This is a genomic window from Streptomyces sp. NPDC030862 (assembly GCF_055571835.1).
Genome location: NZ_JBVIEN010000002.1, coordinates 600,232 through 623,417 on the forward strand (window position 1 = coordinate 600,232; position 23,186 = coordinate 623,417).

The window sequence follows — 23,186 nt, forward strand, 5'->3', positions numbered from 1 at the left end:
AACCCGTTGGCAGCCCTCGCACGGTGGTGCATCAACCACCGCCTCGTCGCCGTCCTGCTCTGGCTCCTTGCCTTCGGCGGCGTCACGGCGGCCGCGAGCGCCGCGGGCCCCGCGTACTCCAACGACTACGGCGTCCCCGGCACCGAGTCCGGACGTGCGGCGGCCCTCCTGGAGGAGGGCTTCGGCGCCCCCGGCGGTGACGGCGACACCATCGTCTGGCACACGGACCGCGGCAGCGTCCGCGCCACCGCTCTCGAACAGCGCATGACCGACATGCTGGACGAGGTCGCCGAGCTCCCCGGGGTCGCCGCCGTCACCAGCCCGTACGGCGCCGCCTCCGGCCAGATCAGCGAGGACGGCCGCACCGCCTACGCCACCGTCACTTTCGAGCACCCCGTCGACGACATCCCCGAGGAGCAGGCCCAGGCCGTCGTCGACACCGCCCGCGAGGCCGCCTCCGACGGCGTCCGGGTGGAGCTCGGGGGCAGCGCCATCGCGCTCACCGAGGCCCCCACCTCGCACACCGCCGAGATCGTCGGCGTGGCCGTCGCCGCCGTCGTCCTCTTCCTCGCCTTCGGCTCGCTCGCCGCCAGCCTCCTGCCCATCGCCACCGCGATCGTCGGCGTCGGCACGGCGTACGCGGGCATCGGACTGCTCGGCCACGCCATGACGGTCGCCGACTTCGCCCCCATGCTCGGCATGCTCGTCGGTCTCGGCGTCGGCATCGACTACGCGCTCTTCATCGTCACCCGGCACCGCAAGGGCCTCAAACGCGGCCTGTCGGTCGCCGAAGCCGCCGAGAACGCCGTCGCCACCACCGGCCGGGCCGTCGTCTTCGCCGGCGCCACCGTGTGCATCGCGCTGCTCGGCATGCTCATCCTGCAGCTCGGCTTCCTCAACGGCGTCGCCCTCGCCGCGTCGCTCACCGTCATCCTCACCGTCGCCGCGTCCATCACGCTCCTGCCCGCACTGCTGTCCCTCATCGGCATGCGGGCCCTCTCGCGCCGCGAACGCCGCCGCCTCGCCGAGCACGGCCCGCAGCCGGAGCTGCCCACCGGCTTCGCCGCCCGCTGGTCCGCCTTCGTCGAACGCCACCCCAAGCTGCTCGGCTCCCTCGCCGCCGTCGTCATGCTGGTCCTGGCCCTGCCCACGTTCGGCCTGCACCTGGGCACCTCCGACCAGGGCAACAACCCGGCCGGCACCACCACCCGCAAGGCGTACGACCTCCTCGCCGAGGGCTTCGGCCCCGGCGTCAACGGGCCCCTCACCCTGGTCGCCGAGCTCGACGGCGCCGACGACCGGATCGCGCTGGCCCGGCTGCCCGAGGTGCTGCGCGCCACCAAGGGCGTCGAGGCGGTCAGCCCGGTCGCGTACAGCGGCAGCGGCAACACCGCCGTCCTCACCGTCGTACCGGACTCCGCGCCGCAGTCCCAGCACACCAGCGAGCTCGTCGAACGCCTCCGCGGCGACGTCCTGCCGAGCGCCGAACACGGCACCTCCCTGGAGGTGTACGTCGGCGGCATCACCGCCGGCTACGACGACTTCGCGCAGGTCATCGTCGGCAAACTGCCGCTCTTCGTCGGCGTCGTCATCGCGCTCGGCTGTCTGCTGCTCCTGGTCGCCTTCCGCTCCCTCGGCATCCCGCTCAAGGCCGCCGCGATGAACATCGCCGCCGTCGCCGCCGCCTTCGGCATCGTCGTCGCGATCTTCCAGTGGGGCTGGGGCAGCGAACTCCTCGGCCTCGGCCGGGCCGGCCCCATCGAACCCTTCCTCCCGGTGATCGCCGTCTCGGTCCTCTTCGGCCTCTCCATGGACTACCAGGTCTTCCTCGTCAGCCGGATGTACGAGGAGTGGCTGGAGACCGGCGACAACCGCCGCGCGGTCCGCGTCGGCCTCGCCGAGACCAGCCGGGTCATCAACTCCGCGGCCGTCATCATGATCGCCGTCTTCCTGGCCTTCGTCCTCTCCGGCGACCGCGTCATCGCGATGTTCGGCATCGGCCTCGCCGCCGCCGTCGCCCTCGACGCCTTCGTGCTCCGCACCCTGCTGGTCCCGGCCCTCATGCACATGCTCGGCGGCGCCAACTGGTGGCTCCCCCGCTGGCTCGACCGCCTCCTGCCCCGCATCAGCATCGAGACCCCCGACCGCCGCGCCACCACCCCGACGAAGATCGCCGGCCAGCGCGCGAGCGAGGACGGCGAACTGGTGCCGTGAGCCTTACCCGGGGGCTTGCTCACTTCACCGATGCGGGAGGTTCATCCGGGATCGTGGGTTTGTTCTCGCAGTCGAGCGACGCAGCCATGACTCGCGCAGAGTGCAGCAGATGGCGGAAGTGGACGCGGGCGCTGGTGTCCCTCGTGAGGGTGTCCGACATCATTCCTTCGAGCGGCACCTGGTCCTCCTGTGCGGATGGCGTTCCGGACACCTTGCAGGCGACGAATACGACGTATTCGACGTTGTCGTCGGCGATTCGTCGCAGGAGCCGGACATCAGAATTCACCGGTGTCTCGAGCAGCTTCGAGTCCGCGGTGCCGGTAATGGGTGCATCCAACGGTAGAATCGACGGGCCGTATTCGATGGAAATCCTTCCCCGGGCTCCGCTAGCCGTGCACACGTCGGCCTCCGCGTAGGAAGGAACGCCCTTCCGGCCGGGAGTCCAATCCTCGACCTGTCCGCGAAACAGTGAGCTCGCCGCAGTCACAGTGTGGCGGCTCTCCATCCGTACACTTTCCCGGCCGCCCCCGCCACTCAGCAACCACTCCACCCCAGCGGATCCAAGAAGCTCCTCACACGTCGAGGAGTCCACCTCGGCTGCGTCAACGTTTTCGCCACCAGAGCTGCAGGCGGTCACCGCGGTGAAGGCCAGTGCAATGGCGGGGAACATGATGGAACGCCTCGGCATCAGTGTCCTCGCGTATTGTCCGTGTCGGTCCGACCGGTGCCGACCTGGTATTCCCGCTCAGCCGCGACCATGAGATCCCATATCTCGTCCGATGACATCTTCTGTGTCGCAGCCCAATTCAGAAGCGGGACCATGGCGTTGTGTTCGCCTTCCTGTCGCGCCTCGTCGACGCCCTTAACAGAGTCGTCGCTGTTGTCGTACTCGTTCTCCTTCAGCCATTCCATTGTTTGGGTTTCGAAATACGTCTCGGCCGCGCCACCCACGACCTCGAAGGCCAGCGGAACGGCGATAGCAGCCGCCGCGCCGGTGGGAACTACGACAGCCGCTCCGACCCCAACAGCTGTACCAATAACAGCCGAGGCTGCGAAATCGCGCCAGGCGCCCTGCTGTTCGAGCTCGAGATTGCGCTTCTCCTTGTCCTCGGCGAATTCCGCCCCGATTGCTTCGCTGCGTACTTCGTCCAGCATTCCGTGCATCTTCACACTGTGCATGCCTATCCGCTTGGCATCTCCCGCGTCATCACCTTGGCCAGCCATGGCGCTGGAACTGTAAATCTGCTGTGCAGCGGAAACGGTCTCGTATGCTTCCTTCTCAGTGGCGACTGCTCTGAGGAAGCTCGTGCTTGACATCTGGTCGAAATCGCGCAGGAAGTTTGTTTTCGCCCCGAAGAGGTCGTCGCGCCCGGAAAGCTCACCGCCGCCGCCGAAGTTGGCCGTGGAGTAGTTCAGACTGTCGATGTGGCCCGCCGCCATTCTGGCCAGGCTTTCACGGATTCCATCCTGCTCATCAATCATGCTCGAGGACTGATAATGTCCCACGACGCGGTCCATTAGAAGGGTGCGTTGCTCTCGCGCCTCGATCTGCTCTACCGTCTGCATCTGCGGAATGGACGGGTTCTTGTCATCGTAGGTATAGCCAAGCGTGGCAGACTCCAATGCATGGCCGAGGAACTGGTATCCCGTTACTTTCCCGTCGTCATCCTGCGGCCATGCCCGCGAACCTTCACCGCCTTGGTCCACGAGGTAGTCCCAGTTACTGATCTCGCTCAACCCGTCCTTTTCGGCGCGGCCCGACGCGCCGTTGAAGAACTGGAGCGAAGCTTCAGGGTTGTGTCCCAGAGCTTCCAGTAAATGGGCTACCGGATCCCGCTCCGAGTCGGTGCCCGGAGGGTAGCTCAGTTGAGCCGGGTTGTACTGGTTCTTCCAGAGCAGGTCCGGGGAACCTAGAACTGCGTCCTTCGCTTTTCCGCGTTCAAAGTCGATCAGCCTCTCGCCGTACTTGTTCAGGAATCCGGGGTCCCACTTACCCTCGCGCATGAGCGGGCCTAGAACCTGGAACCCGAACGGAGCGCTCCTCACACCATCCGGCCCCTGAATCCGGTCGTCGCCAAGGGCAATAATGCTGTCCTTCCATTCGTGCATGGCGGGCGAATCGACACGTGTGGCGTTGGCTAGGGTGATGCCGAGATTTTTCTGTACGGAAGCTAGAATGTCGGCACGTTCACCCGTAGGCGTGCGACCTTGCCCGGGATCGGCCAGTGTACGCCAGAAAGCCAAGGTTTCTTGAGCACCGAGTTTGGTGGCGAATCGCTCTGCGAAGGCCGGGTTGTCTCGGTGATACTTGCTGATTTCGTTGAATCGTTCGAGATCGGCATCCGACATGCCGTCGCGTTTACCGGCGAGCTTGACCAGGAGGTCGGCATCGGCGATGCCCTGCTGTCGGTCGGCGTCCTGAAGCCCTTTGTAACCCTTCTCGTCGAAGTCGTACTTACTATTGGCGTGCTCACGCAGGGCGCGGGTTGTGATGCGATCGGTCTCGTTGGCCGCTGCCACAATTCTGTTAATCGCGGTCTGTGCCGTGTCCAGCTCTTCCTGGGTCGGCGGTTTTGGGGCGCCTTCCAGCTCTCGCGTGGGTCCCGAGTACAAGGCGGTACCCTTGCTGTCGATGTAAATATTGCGTTTCAGCCAGGCTTCGACGGTGACGCGTAGGTCCTCCTTATGCTTTCGTAAGTTTGCCTCGGCGTCACGAAGGATGCTGTGGATGCTGCGAGCCTCAGTGACCATGTCGTTGAATTGACGTGCCGTTGTGGTCGTGAAGCTCTTCGTGACGGTAGCGTTGTCGCCCTTCCAGTCTGCAGCGTTTGCCTTGCGCTCGAGGTCGGCGGCATTGACACCGCCATCGCCCCCCTCGGCGAGTAGGATCAGTTTCTTCAGCATCTGTTCCCACTGCGTGACTGCGATGTGCAGTTTGCTGAGATTTAGATCGGATAATTCCTGATATGTCACCATGACTGAACCTTCCCGGTTGCTGACCTAATGGGTATTCCGGAATGCCTGCTGCTTTCCGCTATTTAAAAAGATCGTAAATCCGGGAAACGGTCATGGTGTCTCCCCCCGCCGTTTTCATGTCCAAAGCGATCTTCTGCTCGGTCTTCACCTGAGAGGCTCGTGAATAATCAAGATGATTGGAAATGTGTCCGCAAGCCTCCTTGAGTGTGGCCAACTTGGTGAGCCATGCCTCATTCACTTCAAGAAGGCCGGCACCCATTTCGAGACCATCGTTGGAAAGAGCCGTGGCGGCCTCGGAGGTGGCTGCGCGGGCGTGGTCACCGTTGCTGGACAGCTGGTCTCGAAGGGCACGCGCTATATCGCCCAACTTGCCGAGGGCTTCGTCGTACACCACCAGATCAGTGCTTGAGCTCCCCTTGCCGGGGGTCTGGTTCAGTTGCGTGCTAGCAGTGCTGGACCGGTGCCCTGCCGTGGTCACGGCCCGATTCCACTCATCCCAAGACATCTTCGCGGCCTCCCGTTGCCAGTTGCGGCTGTGACGTGCCAGGACTGGGGTCTGCGTCTTGGGCGGGAGCAAGGATGCTTGACATTGCTTCCACGCCCAGCACAACTGCCGTCACAGCGTGCGCTCCTGACGTCACAGTACAAGCGTGCGGCGGGGGATTGGCTGTGTCGCCAGAACGCGGAACGACTTCGGGCCAGGTATCCGGTCCTGGTTTGCACGCGGCGCGTTCGATGTCAGTAGTACCGGGGCACCTGTGGTCCTGGCCGCGGTCGACGGTTGAGTTTGCTGCCCGACCGAGAAACGTCTAAGGCACTCTCCTGCCGTCCGGTACGGGCCTAAGGCCCCCCGGGGCCCCAACATGCGGCACTCTCCCGATGTGGGAGCACCCCCTGGGACGCGAGAGTTGAGGCATGCGGCAAGCGCGCCGCGAACTACACCTCGCTCAGGACTCAGGGAGACCGAGATGCTCACGTACGAACCGCACCGGGACCGCCACGCCGAACTTCTCCGCGAGGCCGACGCCGAGCGGCTGGCCCGGGCCGCGCGCAAGGCGCGGCGTACCGCCCGCCGCCGGTCCGGCGGCCACGGGCCCGAGGGGCGGGTGAGTACCGGCGGCGGCGGAGAGCGGGAGCGATTCGCCCCCGCCGCCTGAACTCCACGCCCGACGGAGGCAGTCGGGAAGCCGGGCCCCGTCGGGGGATCGGGGCCCGGCCCGGCGTCCGCCCGGCCCGGCGTCCGCCCGGCCCGGCCTCCGGACCGGTACGGGTACCGGTTCCCCGGCGGGACCGGGCCCCGTCCCGGTATGCGGACCCCTCCGGAGAAACAGGTCCCGCGATGTCAGACGCCTGTGCGATGCTCGGCATCGTGGAAACCAGGTCCGTCAGCCCGGTGTTCGTCGGCAGAGCCGGTGAACTGACCGCGCTCACCGAAGCGCTCTCCCGCGCCGCCGCGGGGGAGCCGCAGGCGTTGGTCGTCGGCGGCGAGGCCGGCGTCGGCAAGACCCGCCTGCTGGAGGAGTTCCTCGGCGAGGCGTGCCGGCAGGGTGTCGTGGTCGCCGTCGGCGGCTGTGTCGAGATCGGCGCCGACGGCCTGCCCTTCGCCCCGTTCTCCACCGCGCTGCGCTTGCTGCGCCGCCGGCTCCCCGAGGAGCTGGCCGCCGCCGCCGAAGGCCAGGAGGGCGAGCTCGCCCGGCTGCTGCCCGAGCTCGGCGGCGACGCCTACGGCCACGAGCCGTACAACGAGGACAGCACCGCCCGCCTCTTCGAGCTGACCGTCCGCCTGCTGGAGCGCATCGCCACCGACCACACGGTCGTCCTCGCCCTGGAGGACCTCCACTGGGCCGACGCCTCCACCCGCCACCTCCTCGCCTACCTCTTCCGCACCCTGCGCCGCGGCCGGCTCGTCGTGGTCGGCACCTACCGGTCCGACGACATCCACCGCCGCCACCCGCTGCGGCCCCTCCTCGCCGAGCTCGACCGGATGCGCACGGTGCGCCGCATCGAGCTGTCCCGCTTCACCCGCACCGAGGTGCACCGCCAGCTGACCGGCATCCTCGCCGCCGAGCCCGCCCCCGCCCTCGTCGACGACATCTTCGGCCGCTCCGACGGCAACGCCTTCTTCGTCGAGGAGCTCGTCGTCTGCCGTGAGAGCGGCGCCCCCGGCGAGCTCAGCGACTCCCTGCGCGACCTGCTGCTGGTCCGCGTCGAGCGGCTCTCCGAGGACGCCCAGAAGGTCGTCAGGATCGTCGCCGAGGGCGGTTCCACCGTGGAGTACGGGCTCCTCGCCGCCGTCGCCCGGCTCCCCGAGGACGACCTCATCGAGGCCCTGCGCGCCGCCGTCAACGCCAACATCCTGCTCGCCGTCCCCGACGGCGAGGGTTACCGCTTCCGCCACTCCCTGGTGCGCGAGGCCGTCAGCGACGACCTGCTGCCCGGCGAGCGCTCCCGCCTCAACCGCCGGTACGCCGAAGCCCTGGAGGCCGACCTCTGCCTCGTACGGGCCGACGAGCGCTCCACCCGGCTGGCCAGCTACTGGTACCACGCCCACGACGCCAGCAAGGCCCTCCCCGTGGTCCTGCGGGCCGCCGCCGAGGCCCGCAAGCGGCACGCCCACGCCGAGCAACTGCGGCTGCTGGAGCGGGCCATGGAGCTGTGGGACGACGTCCCCGCCCAGGTCCGCGCCTCCCTGCGGCCCATCGACTACGCCGACGCCTACCCCGCCTGCGGCTGCGACCCCGACAACACCCCCCTCAGCTACCTCGACCTCCTGGCCGAGGCCGCCGTCGCCGCCCGGCTGTGCGGCGAGCGCGAACGGGCCCTGAAGATAGTGAAGCGCGCGCTGCGCCTCCTCGACGGCGACACCGACCACCTGCGCGCCGCCTGGTTCTGGACCGAGCGCTCCCGCCTCATCTCGAACCTCGGGCGGGGCGACGGCTGGGCCGAGATCGCCACCGCCCAGGAGCTGGTACGCGGCCTGCCGCCGTCCGCCGTGCACGCCCAGGTGCTGGCCGTCGCCGCCGGCTGGGGCATGCTGCACGCCCCCGGCCCCGAAAGCCTCGCCGCCGCCGAACAGGCCGTCGAGTACGCCCGGCTCGTCCAGGCGGAGCCGATCGAGCTCAACGCCCGCCTCACCCTCGGCGGCCTCATGGTCGACGCCGGTGACATCGAGTCGGGCCTCGCCGCGATGTACGCGGTACGCGACCGGGCCAGGGAGCTGTCCCTGCGCACCGAGGCCGGCCGCGCCTACATCAACCTCTCCTCCTCCCTGGAGGCCTCCGGCCGCTCCCGCGAGTCGGCCCGCATCGCCACCGAGGGCATCGAGTACGCGCGCACCCGCGGCCTCCTCGACAGCGAGGGCTGGGTCCTGGGCAACCTCATCGAGGCCCAGATCTCCCTGGGCCGCTGGGACGAGGCGAGCGAGGGCGCCGAGCGGCTCCAGCGCATCGCCTACAGTCCCAGGCCCCGCGGCACCGCCCACCTGAAGCGCGCCCAACTCGCCCTGCGCCGTGGTGAACTGACCCTGTGCGAGGAACACCTGGCTCTCGCCCGGGAGGCGTACGGCACGCACGACCCGATGATGCAGTACCAGCTACCGGTGATCACCCTCGAAGTCGCCCTCGCCGCCGCCCGCGGCCGTCTCGCCGACGTACGGGCCCGACTGGCCGACACCGCCGGAGGTGGCTTCCCGACCACCGGCAGCTACCGGTACGCCTGGCCGCTGCTCCTCACCGCCGCCACCGCCGAGGCGGACGCCCTCGGCCTGCCCGCCGCGGCCGAAGGGCGCCCCGAGGTGCTGGACCTCATCCGCACCCAGGCCAGGCGGCTCGCCACGCCCGTCGCCGTATGGCGGGCCTACAGCCTCTTCGTCGCCGCCGAACTGGACCGTGCCGGGGGCAACGGCCGCGCCGACCGCTGGGCCGAGGTGGCCGCCGCCTTCGGCCCGCTGGAGCGCCCGTACGAGCTCGCCCGCGCACGCCACCGCTGGGCCGACGCGCTGCTGGCCGAGGGCGGCGGCCGGGACCGGGCCGCCGAGCTGCTGCGGGAGGCCCACCCGGTCGCCGTCCGCCTCGGCGCCCGCCCGCTGCGCGAGGACCTCGAACTGCTCGCCGCCCGCGCCCGCCTCCCCCTGACGGCGCCCGCTCCCGGCCCCGCCGCCGAGCCGCGGGAGGAGGAGCCGGACGCCGGTTTCGGGCTCACGCCCCGCGAGCAGGACGTCCTGCGCCTGGTGGCGATGGGCCGGACGAACCGCCAGATAGCCGAGGAGCTCTTCATCTCGCCGAAGACGGCGAGCGTCCACGTCTCCAACATCCTCGCGAAGCTCGGCGTCTCCGGCCGCGGCGAGGCGGCCGCCCTGGCCCACCGCCTCCGCCTCCTCCAGGAGACCCCGGCCTGACCCCTCGCCCCGCGGCAACCTCGACGGCCTCAGCGACGACCAGGGTGTGCAACCGGTATCCGGTCTTCGACGGCGAAGGGCCACGCGATGACGAGGACGACGAGAACGAGGACGGGGAGAACGACGACGAGCACGCCGGGGAAGAGACGAACGGCCGCACTCCGACTCTCCGCGGCACTGGCCACCGGGGCCCTCGTGGCCGCGGCCGGTGTGGCGCTGTCGGTACCCGAGGCGTCGGCGGCGACCGCCGGCGCCACCGGCTACGCCACCCAGAACGGCGGCACCACCGGTGGCGCGGGCGGCCAGACGGTACGGGCGACCACGGGAACCGCGATCCACGCGGCCCTGTGCGGCCGGGCGAGCAGCAGCACCCCGATCACCATCCAGGTCGAGGGCACCATCAACCACGCCAACACCGGCAAGGTGTCGGGCCCCAGCTGCAGCACCGCCGACGGCGTGATCGAGCTCAAGCAGATCAGCAACGTCACGCTCGTCGGCGTAGGCGGCGGTGCCGTCTTCGACCAGCTGGGCATCCACATCCGCGACGCCCGCAACATCGTCATCCAGAACGTGACCGTCCGGAACGTCAAGAAGTCCGGCTCACCCACCTCCAACGGCGGCGACGCCATCGGCATGGAGAGCAACGTCCGCAACGTCTGGGTCGACCACGTCACCCTGGAGGCCTCGGGCGGGGAGTCGGAGGGGTACGACGGCCTCTTCGACATGAAGGACAACACCCAGTACGTGACGCTGTCCTACAGCATCCTGCGCAACTCCGGCCGCGGTGGCCTCATCGGGTCCAGCGAGAGCGACCTCTCGAACGGCTTCGTCACCTTCCACCACAACCTGTACGAGAACATCGACTCCCGCGCACCGCTGCTGCGCGGCGGCACGGCCCACCTCTACAACAACCACTACGTGCGCCTCAACGACTCCGGCATCAACTCCCGCGCCGGCGCTCGCGCCAAGGTGGACAGCAACTACTTCGAGGACTCCAAGGACGTCCTGGGCACGTTCTACACGGACGCGGCCGGGTACTGGCAGGTGAGCGGCAACGTCTTCGACAACGTGACCTGGTCCAGCCCCGGTACCGACTACAACCCGGCCGGCCCGAACCCTCGGTCCACCACCACGGTCGCCATCCCGTACACGTACGCCCTCGACCAGGCCGCCTGCGTGCCGGGCGTCGTGAGCCGGACGGCGGGCGCCGGCAAGGGGCTGCGCGTCTCGGACGGCGCCTGCTCGCCGCAGACCCCCACCCCGACCCCCACACCCACCCCGGGGCCGACCCAGCCAGGCGGGACCAACCTCAGCATCGGGGCCGGCTCCGACGGCTCCGGCAAGGCCGACGGGACCAGCTACGGCAACGAGTTCGAGACCTACGCCGGGTAGCACCGCGCCCGGCGACGGCTCAGGAGCGGCTCAGGAGCGGCTCAGGAGCGGGTGACGGCCTGTTCGAGCAGGCTCTGCAGGACTCCCTGCTGCTCGGCGGTGAGTCCGGCCAGCGGGGAGTCCTGGACCAGCAGCGCGAGGAGCCGCTCCCGCAGGGCCTCGCCCGCAGGGGTGAGCACGAGGTGCTTGGCGCGGCGGTCGGTGGGGTGGGCGCGGCGCTCGACCAGGCCCCGCTTCTCCAGCTTGTCGATGACGAAGGTGGCGTTGGACGGCTCGCAGCTCATGCGCTCGGCGAGCTCCCGCATCGTCATCGGCCCGGTCATCTCCCGCAGGGCCGTCGCCTGAGCCGCGGTGAGGCCCAGGGTGACGGCGCGTTCGCGCACGTGCTCGGTGATGCGCTGGGCCAGTCCGTTCACCAGGCCGCACAGCTCGCGCTCGGCGGCGGCGGCCCGCGCTTCCGGCCGGGCGTCCAGCTGGGTCTCCGGCTGCTTCGTCATGGGCTCATGCTAGCAAGTCCATCAAGCCAGAATAATTAAAACTTGCATGGTTCTAGCTTGATGCTTATGGTGGCGTCGTCGCTCCGGCAGGGGGCGGCGACGCCACCAACGGCCCATGGGGAGAAGGCTGATGACGAACACCACGAGGGAGCGGCATGCGCCGGGCGAGCGGTCGCGACGACCGGCGGGCATCCGCTCGGTGCGGCTGGGCGACCTGAAGGTGACGTACGTACCGGACGGCGATGTGCGCCTCCGGCCGCGCGACCTGCTCCCGGACACCACCGACGCCGTGTGGGCCGCCCGCCCGGAGTTCCTGGACGCGTCCGGCTTCCTGGTGGCGAGCATCGGCGGCCTGCTGGTGGAGCACGGTGACCGCGCCCTCCTGATCGACGCCGGGTTCGGCCCGCGGGAGTGGCCGGCCGATCCGCGGGGCCCGCGCGGTCGGATCCACGGCGGTGCGCTGCTGGACAACCTGGCCCGACTGGGCCGCCGCCCCGAGGACGTCGAGGCCGTCGCCTTCACCCACCTCCACGCCGACCACACCGGCTGGGCCTCGTACGCAGCCCCGGGCGCGGACCGGCCCGCCTTCGCCCACGCCGCGCATCTGGTGACCGCACCGGAATGGGCCCCTCACGCGGCATCGGCGGCACGGGGCGACGCGGACGAGGAGACCGCCGCCCTGGCGCCCCGCGTCCGTACGGTGGCGGACGGGGAGGAGGTGTTCCCCGGCGTACGGGTACGGCTCACCCCGGGCCACACGCCCGGGCACGCCGCGTACACCCTCAGCTCGGGCGGACAGCGGCTGATCGCCTTCGGCGACGCCCTGCACTCCCCGATCCAGGCCGGCCACCCCGCATGGTCGTCGGCCTTCGACGGCGACCCCGTCCGCTCAGCGGCCCACCGCCGCCGTCTCGTCGCCGAGTTGGAGCGCCCCGACACGATCGGCTTCGGCATCCACTTCGCCGACGTGCAGTTCGGACGGGTCCGGCGCGGCGGGGACGGCCCCGCCTGGCACCCCCTGGACACCTGACCCGGCACGACGACCGCTGTCCGGCACGACGACCCGTGCCCGGCAAGACGACCGGTGGCCCCGCTACCGCTCCTCCCGCTCCTCCCGGGTCTCCCGCGCCTCCCGTGCCGGGGCCTCGACGCGGATCGTGACCTTGCCCGAGCCGAGGTCTATCGGGCCGCGCGAGGGATCGTTGTCCCCGAGGTCCTCGCGGGTGAGCGCGAGCCGGCGCTCCTCGTCGCGGGTGTGCTTGCGTCCCGGTGCGAAGAGCTCCTCCATCAGGTTGAACACTGGCTGCCGCCTCTCAGGTCACCTCCAGCAGGAGGATCTTGTCGTCGCCAGGCCCCGGCGTGCCCCTCGTGTCCGTCTCGCTCGTGACCAGCCAGAGCTTGTTCCCGCCCGCCGGCACCACCGTGCGCAGCCGGCCGTACTCCTCTCCCAGGAACTCCTGCGGCTGCGCGGAAGGTTCCGCTCCGGCCAGCGGGACGCGCCACAGCCGCTCGCCCCGCAGCCCCGCCAGCCAGACCGAGCCCTGCGCCACGGCGATACCGCTCGGCGAGGCCTCGGCCGGCTTCCACTGGGCGACCGGGTCGAGGTACCCCGACCGCCCGGCCTTGCCCTCGGCCTCGGGCCAGCCGTAGTTCCCGCCCGGCTGGATCGCGTTCAGCTCGTCCCAGGTGTTCTGCCCGAACTCGGCCGCCCACAGCCGCTTGTCGGCGTCCCACGCGAGCCCCTGCACATTGCGGTGCCCCCACGAGTAGACGACGGAGTCCGCCGAGGGGTTGCCGTGGACCGGCTGCCCGTCCGGGGTCATGCGCAGGATCTTGCCGCCCAGGGACGCCCTGTCCTGCGCCAGGCCCGTCTCACCGGTCTCGCCGGTGCCCGCGTACAGCATCTTGTCCGGGCCGAAGGCGATCCGCCCGCCGTTGTGGACCGTCCCCTTGGGGATGCCCCGCAGGACCGTGTCCGGCGCGCCGAGCTGCTGCCCGGCCGGCTTCTTCTCGTCGTACAGCATGCGGGCGATGCGGTTGTCCGACTCGGTGGTGAAGTACGCGTAGACGAGGTGGTCCGAGGCGTACGAGGGTGAGAGCGCGAGGCCCATCAGCCCGCCCTCGCCCGCCGGGGCCACCCCGGGTACGGAGCCGAGCACGGTCTGCTCGCCGCTCTCCCCGTCGACGCGCGTGATCGTCCCCTCGTCCCGGGAGGAGACCAGTAGATCGCCGTCGGGCAGCGCGGCCAGCCCCCACGGCGACTTCAGCCCCTCGGTGAGCGTCCGCACCACCTTCACCGTGCCCTTCGCGGGCGGCGCCGCGGGGGACGGGGAGGCGGGGGAGGCCGGTGCGGACGTGGCGGGCGCCGGGGACGCGGCGCTCCGGCCGTCCGTCGGACCGGCGCCGCCACCCCCCGAACAGCCGGCGGCCAACACGAGCGAGGCTGCGGCCGATACGGCCAACCCGGCCCTCACATCAGGACGTTGCACAGTACGAATCCCTTCGCCGGCGGCGGTGCGAGCTGCACGACACTCTTGATACACCGCGCGCGCCGCTCAGGCCGCCACGTGCGTGCGGTCAGTCCCACGAACCCTGCGCCGGCGGCAGCGCCGCGATCTCCGCGAGGTCCTCCGGCGCCAGCCTCAGCGCGGCCGCGCCCGCGTTCTCCACCGCCCACCGCTCGCGCTTCGTACCCGGTACGGGCACCACGTGCGGTCCGCGCGACAGCGCCCACGCCAGCGCCACCTGCGCCGGAGTCACCCCGGCCGCCGGTCCGCCGTGCCGCGCGGCGACCCGGCGCAGGCCCGCCACCACCGGCTGGTTCGCCGCCATCATCTCGGCCGTGAACCGCGGGTGCCGGGCCCGCAGGTCCTCCGGCTCGAAGCCGCTGCCCGGCGTCAGCGTCCCGGTCAGGAAGCCGTTGCCCAGCGGCATCGCGGCCAGGAAGCCCACACCCCGCGCCTCGCACCACGGCAGCAGCCGCCGCAGCGCCTCCGGCGACCACACCGACAGCTCCGCCTGTACGGCGCTCACGGGGAAGACCTGCTGCACCCGCTCCAGCTGGCGAATCGTTCCGTCGTAGAGATCCGCACCCGGCCCGGCGGCCCCCCGCCGCCCCGACCGCACCGCCATCGCACACAGCCCCAGCGCCCGCACCTTGCCGGCCGTCACCAGCTCCGCCATCGCCCCCCACGTCTCCTCGACGGGCACCTCCGGGTCGGCGCGGTGCAGCTGGTACAGGTCGATGACGTCCGTCTGGAGCCGTCGCAGCGAGGCGTCGCACGCCCGCCGCACGTACCCCGGGCGGCCGTTGGCCACGATGTGCTGTTCGCCGACCAGCAGTCCGCACTTCGTCGACACGAAGGCGTCCGCGCGCCGCTCCTTCAGTACCCGCCCCAGCAGCAGCTCATTGGTGAACGGCCCGTACATGTCGGCCGTGTCGAGCAGGGTCACACCGGCGTCGAGCGCGGCGTGCACGGTGCGCAGGGAGCGCTCGCCGTGCTGCTGAGAGGCGCTGTACGCCCAGCTCATCGGCATGCAGCCCAGGCCGACCGCCCCGACCTCGAGCGCTGTCGCCCCGATTGTCCTGCGCTCCAACTCCCCGTACCCCTCCTCGTGCCGTTTCCCAAACTAACCTCCTGACCATGACTGCTGACGTGTGGCTCCCCGTTCCCGCCGACGAGATCGACGGCCTGCCCGCTCCCGCCGAATCCGGCCTGACCTACCGGTTCTGGGACGGCGCCCCCGCCTTCCCGGCCGACCCCGCCGACTGTGCCTTCTACGTCGTCCCGTACATGAAGCCGAGCGAGATCGCGGTGCGCCCGCTCGCCGCCATGACCTCCGTGCGCGTCGTCCAGACGCTCTCCGCCGGGATAGACCACGTGACCCCGGGCCTCGGCTCGCTGCCGCCCGGCGTGGCGCTGTGCAACGCCAAGGGCGTCCACGAGGCCAGCACCGCCGAGCTCACCCTGGCGCTGATCCTCGCCTCGCTGCGCGGCATCCCCGGCTTCGTACGCGGCCAGGACCGCGAGGAGTGGCGGGCCGGCTTCTACCCGGCACTCGCGGACAAGTCCGTGCTGATCGTGGGGTACGGGTCCATCGGCGCCGCCATCGACGACCGGCTCGCGCCCTTCGAGTGCGCGCGGGTCATGCGCGTCGCGCGCTCCGCCCGCACCACCGAGCGCGGGCCCGTCCACGCGCTCACCGACCTGCCCTCGCTCCTCCCGCAGGCCGACGTCGTCGTCCTCGCCACGCCCCTCACCCCCGAGACCCGCCACCTCGCCGACGCGGGCTTCCTGGCCCGCATGAAGGACGGGGCCCTCCTCGTGAACGTCTCGCGCGGCCCGGTCCTCGACACCGACGCGCTCCTCGCCGAGGCCGAGCGCGGCCGGATCACGGCCGCCCTGGACGTCACCGACCCCGAGCCGCTGCCCGCCGCACACCCGCTGTGGCACGCTCCCGGCGTCCTGATCAGCCCCCACGTCGGCGGCTCCACCTCCGCCTTCATGCCCCGCGCCAAGCGGCTGCTGGCCGAGCAGCTCACCCTCTTCGCCAAGGGCGAGCCGCTGCGGAACGAGGTGCTCATTACCACGTGAACACGCTGCGCAGCCAAACGCGCGCGGTACGCACCCGTAACTCAGATGATCGTTACGCAGCGTAGATAGGCCCTGTCCCTGCGTGACGGATCTGGTGTATCGTCCCGATCTGGGGGCACGCGTCGACATGGAATGACGCAGGGGAGCGACGTGATTGCCGATCAGAATCCGAGGGGGGCGACGGGCGATGCACGGTCGATGGACCAACGAACCGACGCGACGGGGCACTCGGCTGCGATCCCGCCGCACACCGGTCGGCGCACCAGCCGGTGCCCCGGCGAGCGCGCCGGCGCCCGCGTCGGCGCCGATCCGGCCGCCCCGGCGGCACACCCGTGCCGGAGCGTTCCGATGAGCGCCCCGGGCATGCTGATCGAGCGCCCCTCCGTCGCCCACGGCAGCGGTCACGGGCCGGGAAGGGGCGGTGAGGCGGGCGGCGCGGGCAGCCTGGTCTGCCAGTTCGCCCTCGCCCTCGTCTGCGCGGCCTACGCCACCGGCGCCGCCCTCGGCTGGGGCTCCGACAAGATGGCCCAGGTGATGGGCGACTTCGGCCTCAGCGCCGCCGCGATCACCGCCTCCGTCTCCTGCTTCCTGTACGCCCGTGCGCGGGGCAGCCGCTTCCGCCCGGCCTGGCTCCTGTTCGCGTTCTCCTCCGCCATGGCCGCCGCCGGGAACTGCGTCTGGGGCTGGTACGAAGTCGTCCTGGGCCGGCCGGTACCGAGTCCGTCCCTCGCCGACCTGTTCTTCCTGCTCTTCGCGCCGCCCGCCATCGTCGGGCTGCTGGTCCTCGCCAAGCGCCCGGTCACCCGGGCGGGCTGGGTCTGCCTCGGGCTGGACTCCTGGCTCATCGGCGGCTCCCTGCTCACCCTGTCCTGGAGCCTGGCCCTCACGCACACGGCCCGCTTCGAGGGCGAGAGCGTCGCCCGGGCCGCGCTCTCGCTCGCGTACCCGCTGCTCGACATCGTGCTGGTGAGCATGGTCCTGGCGCTGCACTTCCGGCGCTCCCAGGCCAACCGGTCCGCCGTCCACACGGCCATCGCGGCCCTCGCGCTGACCGTCCTGTGCGACGCCCTGTTCACCTCACCGCTGCTGCGCGAGAACTACCGCTCCGGCCAGCTGCTGGACGCCGGCTGGTTCGCCGGGTCGCTGCTCCTCGCGTACGCCCCCTGGGGCGCACGCCGCACCGTCGAGAGCGCCGCGCCGCCGCGCGGTCCGCGCCACCTGGGGCACCCGCGCCACCCGGGCCGGCCCGTCGCGGGCTCCCTCGCCGCCCTCACGCCGTACCTGGCAGCGGCCGTCTGCACCCTGGGGATCCTCTACAACGTCATCGAGGGCCGCCGCGTGGACCGCGTCGTGGTCTTCACCGGCTGCACCGTCGTCCTCGCCCTCGTCGTACGGCAGGGCATCATGCTCGTCGACAACATCGCCCTCACCCACGAACTGGCCCAGAAGGAGAACCACTTCCGGTCGCTCGTGCAGGGCTCCAGCGACGTCATCATGATCGCCGCGCCCACCGGTGTCCTGCGCTACGTCAGCCCGGCCGCGTCCGGGGTGTACGGGCGCGAGGCCGACGAGCTCATCGGCTCCGAGCTCGCCTCCCTCATCCACCCCGACGACCTCGGAGCCGTGGTCCACGAGGTGCGGCGCTTCCTGGCCGCCTCCCCCGCGGAGGAGCCCACGACCCGCATCGAGTGCCGCTTCAAGTCCGGCACCGGCGAGTGGCTCAACGTCGAGTCCACCGTCAACCGCCACCAGGGCGGCCTGATCTTCAACAGCCGGGACGTCACCGAACGGGTCCGCCTCCAGGCCCAGCTCCAGCACAACGCCGAGCACGACCCGCTCACCGACCTGCCCAACCGCGCCCTGTTCACCAAGCGCGTCCGCCAGGCCCTCAGCGGCCGCCGGGCCGGCGACTCCGGCACCGCCGTGCTCTTCATCGACCTCGACGGCTTCAAGGGCGTCAACGACCGCCTCGGCCACCAGGCCGGTGACGAACTGCTCGTCCAGGCCGCCCGCCGCCTCCAGGACTCCGTACGGGCGGGGGACACCGCCGCCCGGCTCGGCGGCGACGAGTTCGCCGCGCTCATCCTCGGCGACGGCGGCCACGAACAGGGCGAACGCGAGATCCAGGTCCACGAGATCGCCGACCGCCTGCGGCTCACGCTCTCCGAGCCGTACCGGGTCGAGGGCCAGGAGGTGCGCGTCGCCGCCTCCATCGGCGTCGCCTTCGCGGAGCCCGGCATCAGCGCCGGGGACCTCCTGCGCAACGCCGACCTCGCCATGTACCGCGCCAAGGCGGGCGGCAAGAACCGCGTCGAGCTGTACGCCCCCCAGATGCAGGCCGAGGTCGTCCGCCGTACGACCCTGGCCACCCGGCTGCGCAGCGCGCTGAAGGACGGCGAGTTCGCGCTGCTCCACCAGCCCGTGATCGACCTCGCCACCGGCCGGGTCGCCGCCGTCGCCGCCCAGGCCCGCTGGCGCTCCCCCCAGGGCATCCTGTTCACCCCGGCGGAGTACCTCCGGGTCGCCGAGGACGGCGAGCGCACCGGCGAGCTCAGCCGCTGGCTGCTCGAAGCGGCCGTCGACGCGGCCGCCGAGCGCGGCCGCAGCGGCCACCACGTGCCCGTCACCGTCCGCCTGCCGGCCCGCGGGCTGCTCGACCGGTCCCTGCCGCTGTCGACCGTCGAAGCGCTGCTCACCCGGCACGCCCTGCCCTCCGGCGCCCTGATCATCGAGCTGGCCGACAGCGATCCGCGGCTCTCCTTCGACGAGCTGGAGCACCGCCTGGTGGCCCTGCGCCGCCTGGGCGTACGCGTCGCCCTCGACGGTTTCGGCAGCGGATACGCAGCCATCACCGCGCTTCGCCGCCTCCCCGTGGACATACTGAAACTGGACAGAGGTCTGGTCGAAGGTGTGGTCGAGTCCCCTCGGCTGCACAAGATCACCAGCGGGCTGCTCCGCATCGCCTGCGACCTCGGCATGCAGTCGGTCGCCGAGGGCGTGGACGTACCGGAGCAGGTGCTGGCGCTGCGCGCGATGGGGTGCACGCATGGACAGGGAATGGCCTTCTCCGGGCCGCTCGACGAGTACCGGCTGCGCCGTGCGCTGGTCCGGGACGAGTTCCCGGTGCCCGGCGGCGTCGCCCTCCCCGTCCTCACCGGCTCCACCACGGGCTGCGCGACCGGGTCCACCGTCGGCTCCACCGTGCCCGCGACCCTGCCCGTCCTGCCCGCGTCCCTTCCCCCGATGCGCTCACATAATGAGACGCGTGTCCCACCCACTTGACACTCATGGTGCGCCGGGTGGAGGGTCAATGCCATGCGCACCCGAATTCTCGTACTTGGAAAGCGCGTCGGCTGAGCACGGCCCCTCGATGGCCGTGCGGACCCACACCGGCGCGCTCCCCTCGCTTGCCTCACGGCACGAGGGGTTTTTTGTTGCACTGGCACCCCGCCGAACCAGCTAAACCCACGCAAAAACCCTCAGCTTCGAGAAGAGAATGCCGATGACCGAGCAGGCCACCGGGGCCCACCATCCGCAGCCGCGGCCCCGTACCGGCGGACAGGGAACCTCCTCCGCCACCGTTGAGCACGTCACGGGTGCGCAGTCCCTCATCCGCTCTCTCGAGGAAGTGGGCGCCGACACGGTATTCGGCATCCCCGGCGGCGCCATCCTCCCCGCCTACGACCCGATGATGGACTCCACCAAGGTCCGTCACATCCTGGTCCGCCACGAGCAGGGCGCGGGCCACGCCGCGACCGGCTACGCCCAGGCCACCGGCAAGGTCGGCGTCTGCATGGCGACCTCGGGACCCGGCGCCACCAACCTGGTCACCCCGATCGCCGACGCCCACATGGACTCCGTCCCGCTGGTCGCGATCACCGGCCAGGTCGCCTCCAAGGCGATCGGCACGGACGCCTTCCAGGAGGCGGACATCTGCGGCATCACCATGCCGATCACCAAGCACAACTTCCTGGTCACCAAGGCCGAGGACATCCCGAAGACGATCGCCGAGGCGTTCCACATCGCCTCCACCGGCCGCCCCGGCCCGGTGCTGGTCGACATCTCCAAGGACGCCCTCCAGGCCAAGACCGTCTTCAGCTGGCCGCCGCAGCTCGACCTGCCCGGCTACCGCCCGGTCACCAAGCCGCACGCCAAGCAGATCCGCGAGGCGGCCAAGCTGATCACCCAGGCCAAGCGCCCCGTCCTGTACGTCGGCGGCGGCGTCCTGAAGGCCGGCGCCACCGCCGAGCTGAAGGTTCTGGCCGAGCTGACCCAGGCCCCGGTCACCACCACGCTGATGGCGCTGGGCGCCTTCCCCGACAGCCACCCGCTGCACGTCGGCATGCCCGGCATGCACGGCGCCGTCACGGCCGTCACCGCCCTGCAGAAGGCCGACCTGATCGTCGCCCTCGGCGCCCGGTTCGACGACCGCGTCACCGGCAAGCTGGACAGCTTCGCCCCGTTCGCCAAGATCGTCCACGCGGACATCGACCCGGCCGAGATCGGCAAGAACCGCGCCGCCGACGTCCCGATCGTCGGCGACGCCCGCGAGGTCATCGCCGACCTGGTCCAGGCCGTCCAGGCCGAGCACACCGAGGGCAACACCGGCGACTACAGCGCCTGGTGGAAGGACCTCAACCGCTGGCGCGAGACGTACCCCCTCGGCTACGACCAGCCCGAGGACGGCACCCTCGCCCCGCAGCAGGTCATCCAGCGCATCGGCCAGCTCGCCCCCGAGGGCACCATCTACGCGGCCGGCGTCGGCCAGCACCAGATGTGGGCCGCCCACTTCATCGACTACGAGAAGCCCGCCACCTGGTTGAACTCCGGCGGCCTGGGGACCATGGGCTACGCCGTCCCGGCGGCCATGGGCGCCAAGGCCGGCATGCCGGACCGCACGGTCTGGGCCATCGACGGCGACGGCTGCTTCCAGATGACCAACCAGGAGCTGGTCACCTGCGCGCTGAACAACATCCCGATCAAGGTCGCCATCATCAACAACGGCGCCCTCGGGATGGTCCGCCAGTGGCAGACCCTCTTCTACAACCAGCGCTACTCCAACACCGTGCTGCACTCCGGCCCGGAGGCCACCGGCAAGGAGCCCAGCGCCGGCACCCGCATCCCGGACTTCGTGAAGCTGTCCGAGGCCATGGGCTGCGTGGCGCTGCGCTGCGAGCGCCCGGAGGACCTGGACAAGGTCATCGCCGAGGCCAACGCCATCAACGACCGCCCGGTCGTCATCGACTTCATCGTCCACGAGGACGCCCAGGTCTGGCCCATGGTCGCCGCCGGCACCTCCAACGACGAGGTCATGGCCGCCCGTGGTGTCCGCCCCGACTTCGGCGACAGCGAAGACGACTGAGAGAGAGCTGAGTCAAGAAACATGTCCAAGCACACGCTCTCCGTCCTGGTGGAGAACACCCCCGGCATCCTCGCCCGGATCGCCGCCCTGTTCTCCCGCCGCGGCTTCAACATCGACTCGCTCGCCGTCGGTGTCACCGAGCACCCCGACATCTCCCGCATCACCATCGTGGTCAATGTCGAGGACCTGCCGCTGGAGCAGGTGACCAAGCAGCTCAACAAGCTGGTCAACGTCCTGAAGATCGTCGAACTCGAGCCGAGCGCCGCGATCCAGCGCGAGCTCGTCCTGGTGAAGGTCCGCGCCGACAACGAGACCCGCTCCCAGATCGTCGAGATCGTCCAGCTGTTCCGCGCCAAGACCGTGGACGTCTCCCCCGAGGCGGTCACCATCGAGGCCACCGGTTCGAGTGACAAGCTCGACGCCATGCTGAAGATGCTGGAGCAGTTCGGCATCAAGGAGCTGGTCCAGTCCGGCACGATCGCCATAGGGCGTGGTGCCCGGTCCATCACGGACCGCAGCCTGCGGGCCCTGGACCGTTCCGCGTAACCCTGGTTTCTCGCGTAGCGAGACCCCTCAACTTTCACATCCCTCCCCGCCGTACGGTGGGACGCACCATCAGCACACCAAGGAGAAACCCAGTGGCCGAGCTGTTCTACGACGACGACGCCGACCTGTCCATCATCCAGGGCCGCAAGGTCGCGGTGATCGGATACGGCAGCCAGGGCCACGCCCACGCGCTGTCGCTCCGTGACTCGGGTGTCGACGTCCGCGTCGGTCTGCACGAGGGCTCGAAGTCCAAGGCCAAGGCCGAGGAGCAGGGCCTGCGCGTGGTCACGCCGGCCGAGGCCGCCGCCGAGGCCGACGTCATCATGATCCTGATCCCGGACCCGATCCAGGCCCAGGTCTACGAGGAGTCCGTCAAGGACAACCTCAAGGACGGCGACGCCCTGTTCTTCGCCCACGGCTTCAACGTCCGCTTCGGCTTCATCAAGCCCCCGGCCGGCGTCGACGTCGCGCTCGTCGCCCCGAAGGGCCCGGGCCACCTGGTCCGCCGCCAGTACGAGGAGGGCCGCGGCGTCCCGGCGATCGCCGCCGTCGAGCAGGACGCCACCGGCAACGCCTTCGCGCTCGCCCTGTCGTACGCCAAGGCCATCGGCGGCACCCGCGCGGGCGTCATCAAGACGACCTTCACCGAGGAGACCGAGACCGACCTCTTCGGCGAGCAGGCCGTGCTGTGCGGCGGCGCCAGCGCCCTGGTGAAGGCGGGCTTCGAGACCCTGGTCGAGGCCGGCTACCAGCCGGAGATCGCCTACTTCGAGTGCCTCCACGAGCTGAAGCTGATCGTGGACCTGATGTACGAGGGCGGCCTGGAGAAGATGCGCTGGTCGGTCTCCGAGACCGCCGAGTGGGGCGACTACGTCACCGGCCCGCGCATCGTCACCGACGCCACCAAGGCCGAGATGAAGAAGGTCCTCGCCGAGATCCAGGACGGCACGTTCGCCAAGAACTGGATGGACGAGTACCACGGCGGTCTGAAGAAGTACAACGAGTACAAGACCCAGGACTCGCAGCACCTGCTGGAGACCACCGGCAAGGAGCTGCGCAAGCTCATGAGCTGGGTCGACAACGAGGAGGCGTAAGCCCCTTGGCGGGGGGGGGGGGGGGGGGGGGGGGGGGGGGGGGCGGGGGGGGGGGGGGGGGTGGGGGGGGGGGGGGTGGGGGGGCGGGGGGGGGGAGGGTGGCGGGCGTGCGGG

Annotated in this window: 16 protein-coding genes and 1 pseudogene; 10 read left to right on the top strand and 7 right to left on the bottom strand. The window is 70.6% G+C overall.

Annotated features, from left to right (window positions below; translation table 11 throughout):
- Window positions 1–6: 6 nt before the first annotated feature.
- Window positions 7–2,214, top strand: a complete 2,208-nt coding sequence (locus ACZ42X_RS06985) for an MMPL family transporter (RefSeq protein WP_468285076.1) — start codon at window positions 7–9, stop codon at window positions 2,212–2,214.
- A gap of 19 nt (window positions 2,215–2,233) precedes the next feature.
- Here ACZ42X_RS06985 and ACZ42X_RS06990 read toward each other — a convergent pair whose 3' ends face one another.
- The 3 genes from ACZ42X_RS06990 to ACZ42X_RS07000 are packed head-to-tail and all read right to left on the bottom strand — an operon-like array spanning window position 2,234 to window position 5,668.
- Window positions 2,234–2,884, bottom strand: a complete 651-nt coding sequence (locus ACZ42X_RS06990; RefSeq protein WP_468285079.1) for a hypothetical protein — start codon at window positions 2,882–2,884, stop codon at window positions 2,234–2,236.
- 17 nt (window positions 2,885–2,901) lie between these two features.
- Window positions 2,902–5,190: a hypothetical protein gene (locus ACZ42X_RS06995; protein ID WP_468285081.1), complete on the bottom strand. Its 2,289-nt coding sequence runs from the start codon at window positions 5,188–5,190 to the stop codon at window positions 2,902–2,904.
- Between the two features lie 58 nt (window positions 5,191–5,248).
- Complete coding sequence (locus ACZ42X_RS07000) at window positions 5,249–5,668, bottom strand: hypothetical protein (RefSeq protein WP_468285084.1); 420 nt, start codon at window positions 5,666–5,668, stop codon at window positions 5,249–5,251.
- 490 nt (window positions 5,669–6,158) lie between these two features.
- Here ACZ42X_RS07000 and ACZ42X_RS07005 point away from each other — a divergent pair, with 490 nt between their 5' ends.
- From ACZ42X_RS07005 to ACZ42X_RS07015, 3 genes and pseudogenes are all read left to right on the top strand, one after another.
- A complete protein-coding gene (locus ACZ42X_RS07005; protein ID WP_361418635.1) occupies window positions 6,159–6,347 on the top strand; it encodes a hypothetical protein in 189 nt (62 codons plus the stop codon).
- Between the two features lie 200 nt (window positions 6,348–6,547).
- Complete coding sequence (locus ACZ42X_RS07010; protein ID WP_468285661.1) at window positions 6,548–9,586, top strand: helix-turn-helix transcriptional regulator; 3,039 nt, start codon at window positions 6,548–6,550, stop codon at window positions 9,584–9,586.
- Window positions 9,587–9,673: 87 nt separating this feature from the next.
- A pseudogene (locus ACZ42X_RS07015) lies at window positions 9,674–10,954 on the top strand (pectate lyase family protein); the annotation flags it as partial.
- A gap of 65 nt (window positions 10,955–11,019) precedes the next feature.
- Here ACZ42X_RS07015 and ACZ42X_RS07020 read toward each other — a convergent pair.
- Window positions 11,020–11,475 (bottom strand): MarR family winged helix-turn-helix transcriptional regulator, encoded by a 456-nt coding sequence (locus tag ACZ42X_RS07020; protein ID WP_468285087.1) that lies wholly within the window; start codon window positions 11,473–11,475, stop codon window positions 11,020–11,022.
- Between the two features lie 130 nt (window positions 11,476–11,605).
- On the opposite strand from ACZ42X_RS07020, the gene ACZ42X_RS07025 reads away from it, so the two are divergent.
- Window positions 11,606–12,505, top strand: a complete 900-nt coding sequence (locus ACZ42X_RS07025; protein ID WP_468285090.1) for an MBL fold metallo-hydrolase — start codon at window positions 11,606–11,608, stop codon at window positions 12,503–12,505.
- 63 nt (window positions 12,506–12,568) lie between these two features.
- On the opposite strand, the gene ACZ42X_RS07030 is transcribed toward ACZ42X_RS07025, so the two are convergent.
- From ACZ42X_RS07030 to ACZ42X_RS07040, 3 genes are all read right to left on the bottom strand, one after another.
- Window positions 12,569–12,775 carry a DUF6191 domain-containing protein gene (locus ACZ42X_RS07030; RefSeq protein WP_468285093.1) on the bottom strand — a complete coding sequence of 69 codons (207 nt, stop codon included), beginning with the start codon at window positions 12,773–12,775 and terminating at the stop codon, window positions 12,569–12,571.
- Window positions 12,776–12,788: 13 nt separating this feature from the next.
- Entirely contained in the window at window positions 12,789–13,964 is a 1,176-nt protein-coding gene (locus tag ACZ42X_RS07035; RefSeq protein ID WP_468285096.1) for a PQQ-dependent sugar dehydrogenase, read from the bottom strand.
- Between the two features lie 88 nt (window positions 13,965–14,052).
- Entirely contained in the window at window positions 14,053–15,072 is a 1,020-nt protein-coding gene (locus ACZ42X_RS07040) for an aldo/keto reductase (protein WP_468285099.1), read from the bottom strand.
- Window positions 15,073–15,119: 47 nt separating this feature from the next.
- On the opposite strand from ACZ42X_RS07040, the gene ACZ42X_RS07045 reads away from it, so the two are divergent.
- The 5 genes from ACZ42X_RS07045 to ilvC all read left to right on the top strand — a co-directional run bounded on the left by ACZ42X_RS07045 (window position 15,120) and on the right by ilvC (window position 23,072).
- Window positions 15,120–16,070 carry a 2-hydroxyacid dehydrogenase gene (locus ACZ42X_RS07045; RefSeq protein WP_468285102.1) on the top strand — a complete coding sequence of 317 codons (951 nt, stop codon included), beginning with the start codon at window positions 15,120–15,122 and terminating at the stop codon, window positions 16,068–16,070.
- Window positions 16,071–16,418: 348 nt separating this feature from the next.
- Window positions 16,419–19,352, top strand: a complete 2,934-nt coding sequence (locus ACZ42X_RS07050) for a putative bifunctional diguanylate cyclase/phosphodiesterase (RefSeq protein WP_468285105.1) — start codon at window positions 16,419–16,421, stop codon at window positions 19,350–19,352.
- Between the two features lie 214 nt (window positions 19,353–19,566).
- Window positions 19,567–21,432, top strand: a complete 1,866-nt coding sequence (locus ACZ42X_RS07055; RefSeq protein WP_468285108.1) for an acetolactate synthase large subunit — start codon at window positions 19,567–19,569, stop codon at window positions 21,430–21,432.
- Window positions 21,433–21,453: 21 nt separating this feature from the next.
- A complete protein-coding gene (gene ilvN / locus ACZ42X_RS07060; RefSeq protein ID WP_019889675.1) occupies window positions 21,454–21,978 on the top strand; it encodes an acetolactate synthase small subunit in 525 nt (174 codons plus the stop codon).
- 92 nt (window positions 21,979–22,070) lie between these two features.
- Window positions 22,071–23,072, top strand: coding sequence for a ketol-acid reductoisomerase (gene ilvC, locus ACZ42X_RS07065; RefSeq protein ID WP_361418605.1), 1,002 nt, complete (start codon window positions 22,071–22,073; stop codon window positions 23,070–23,072).
- Window positions 23,073–23,186: the final 114 nt, after the last annotated feature.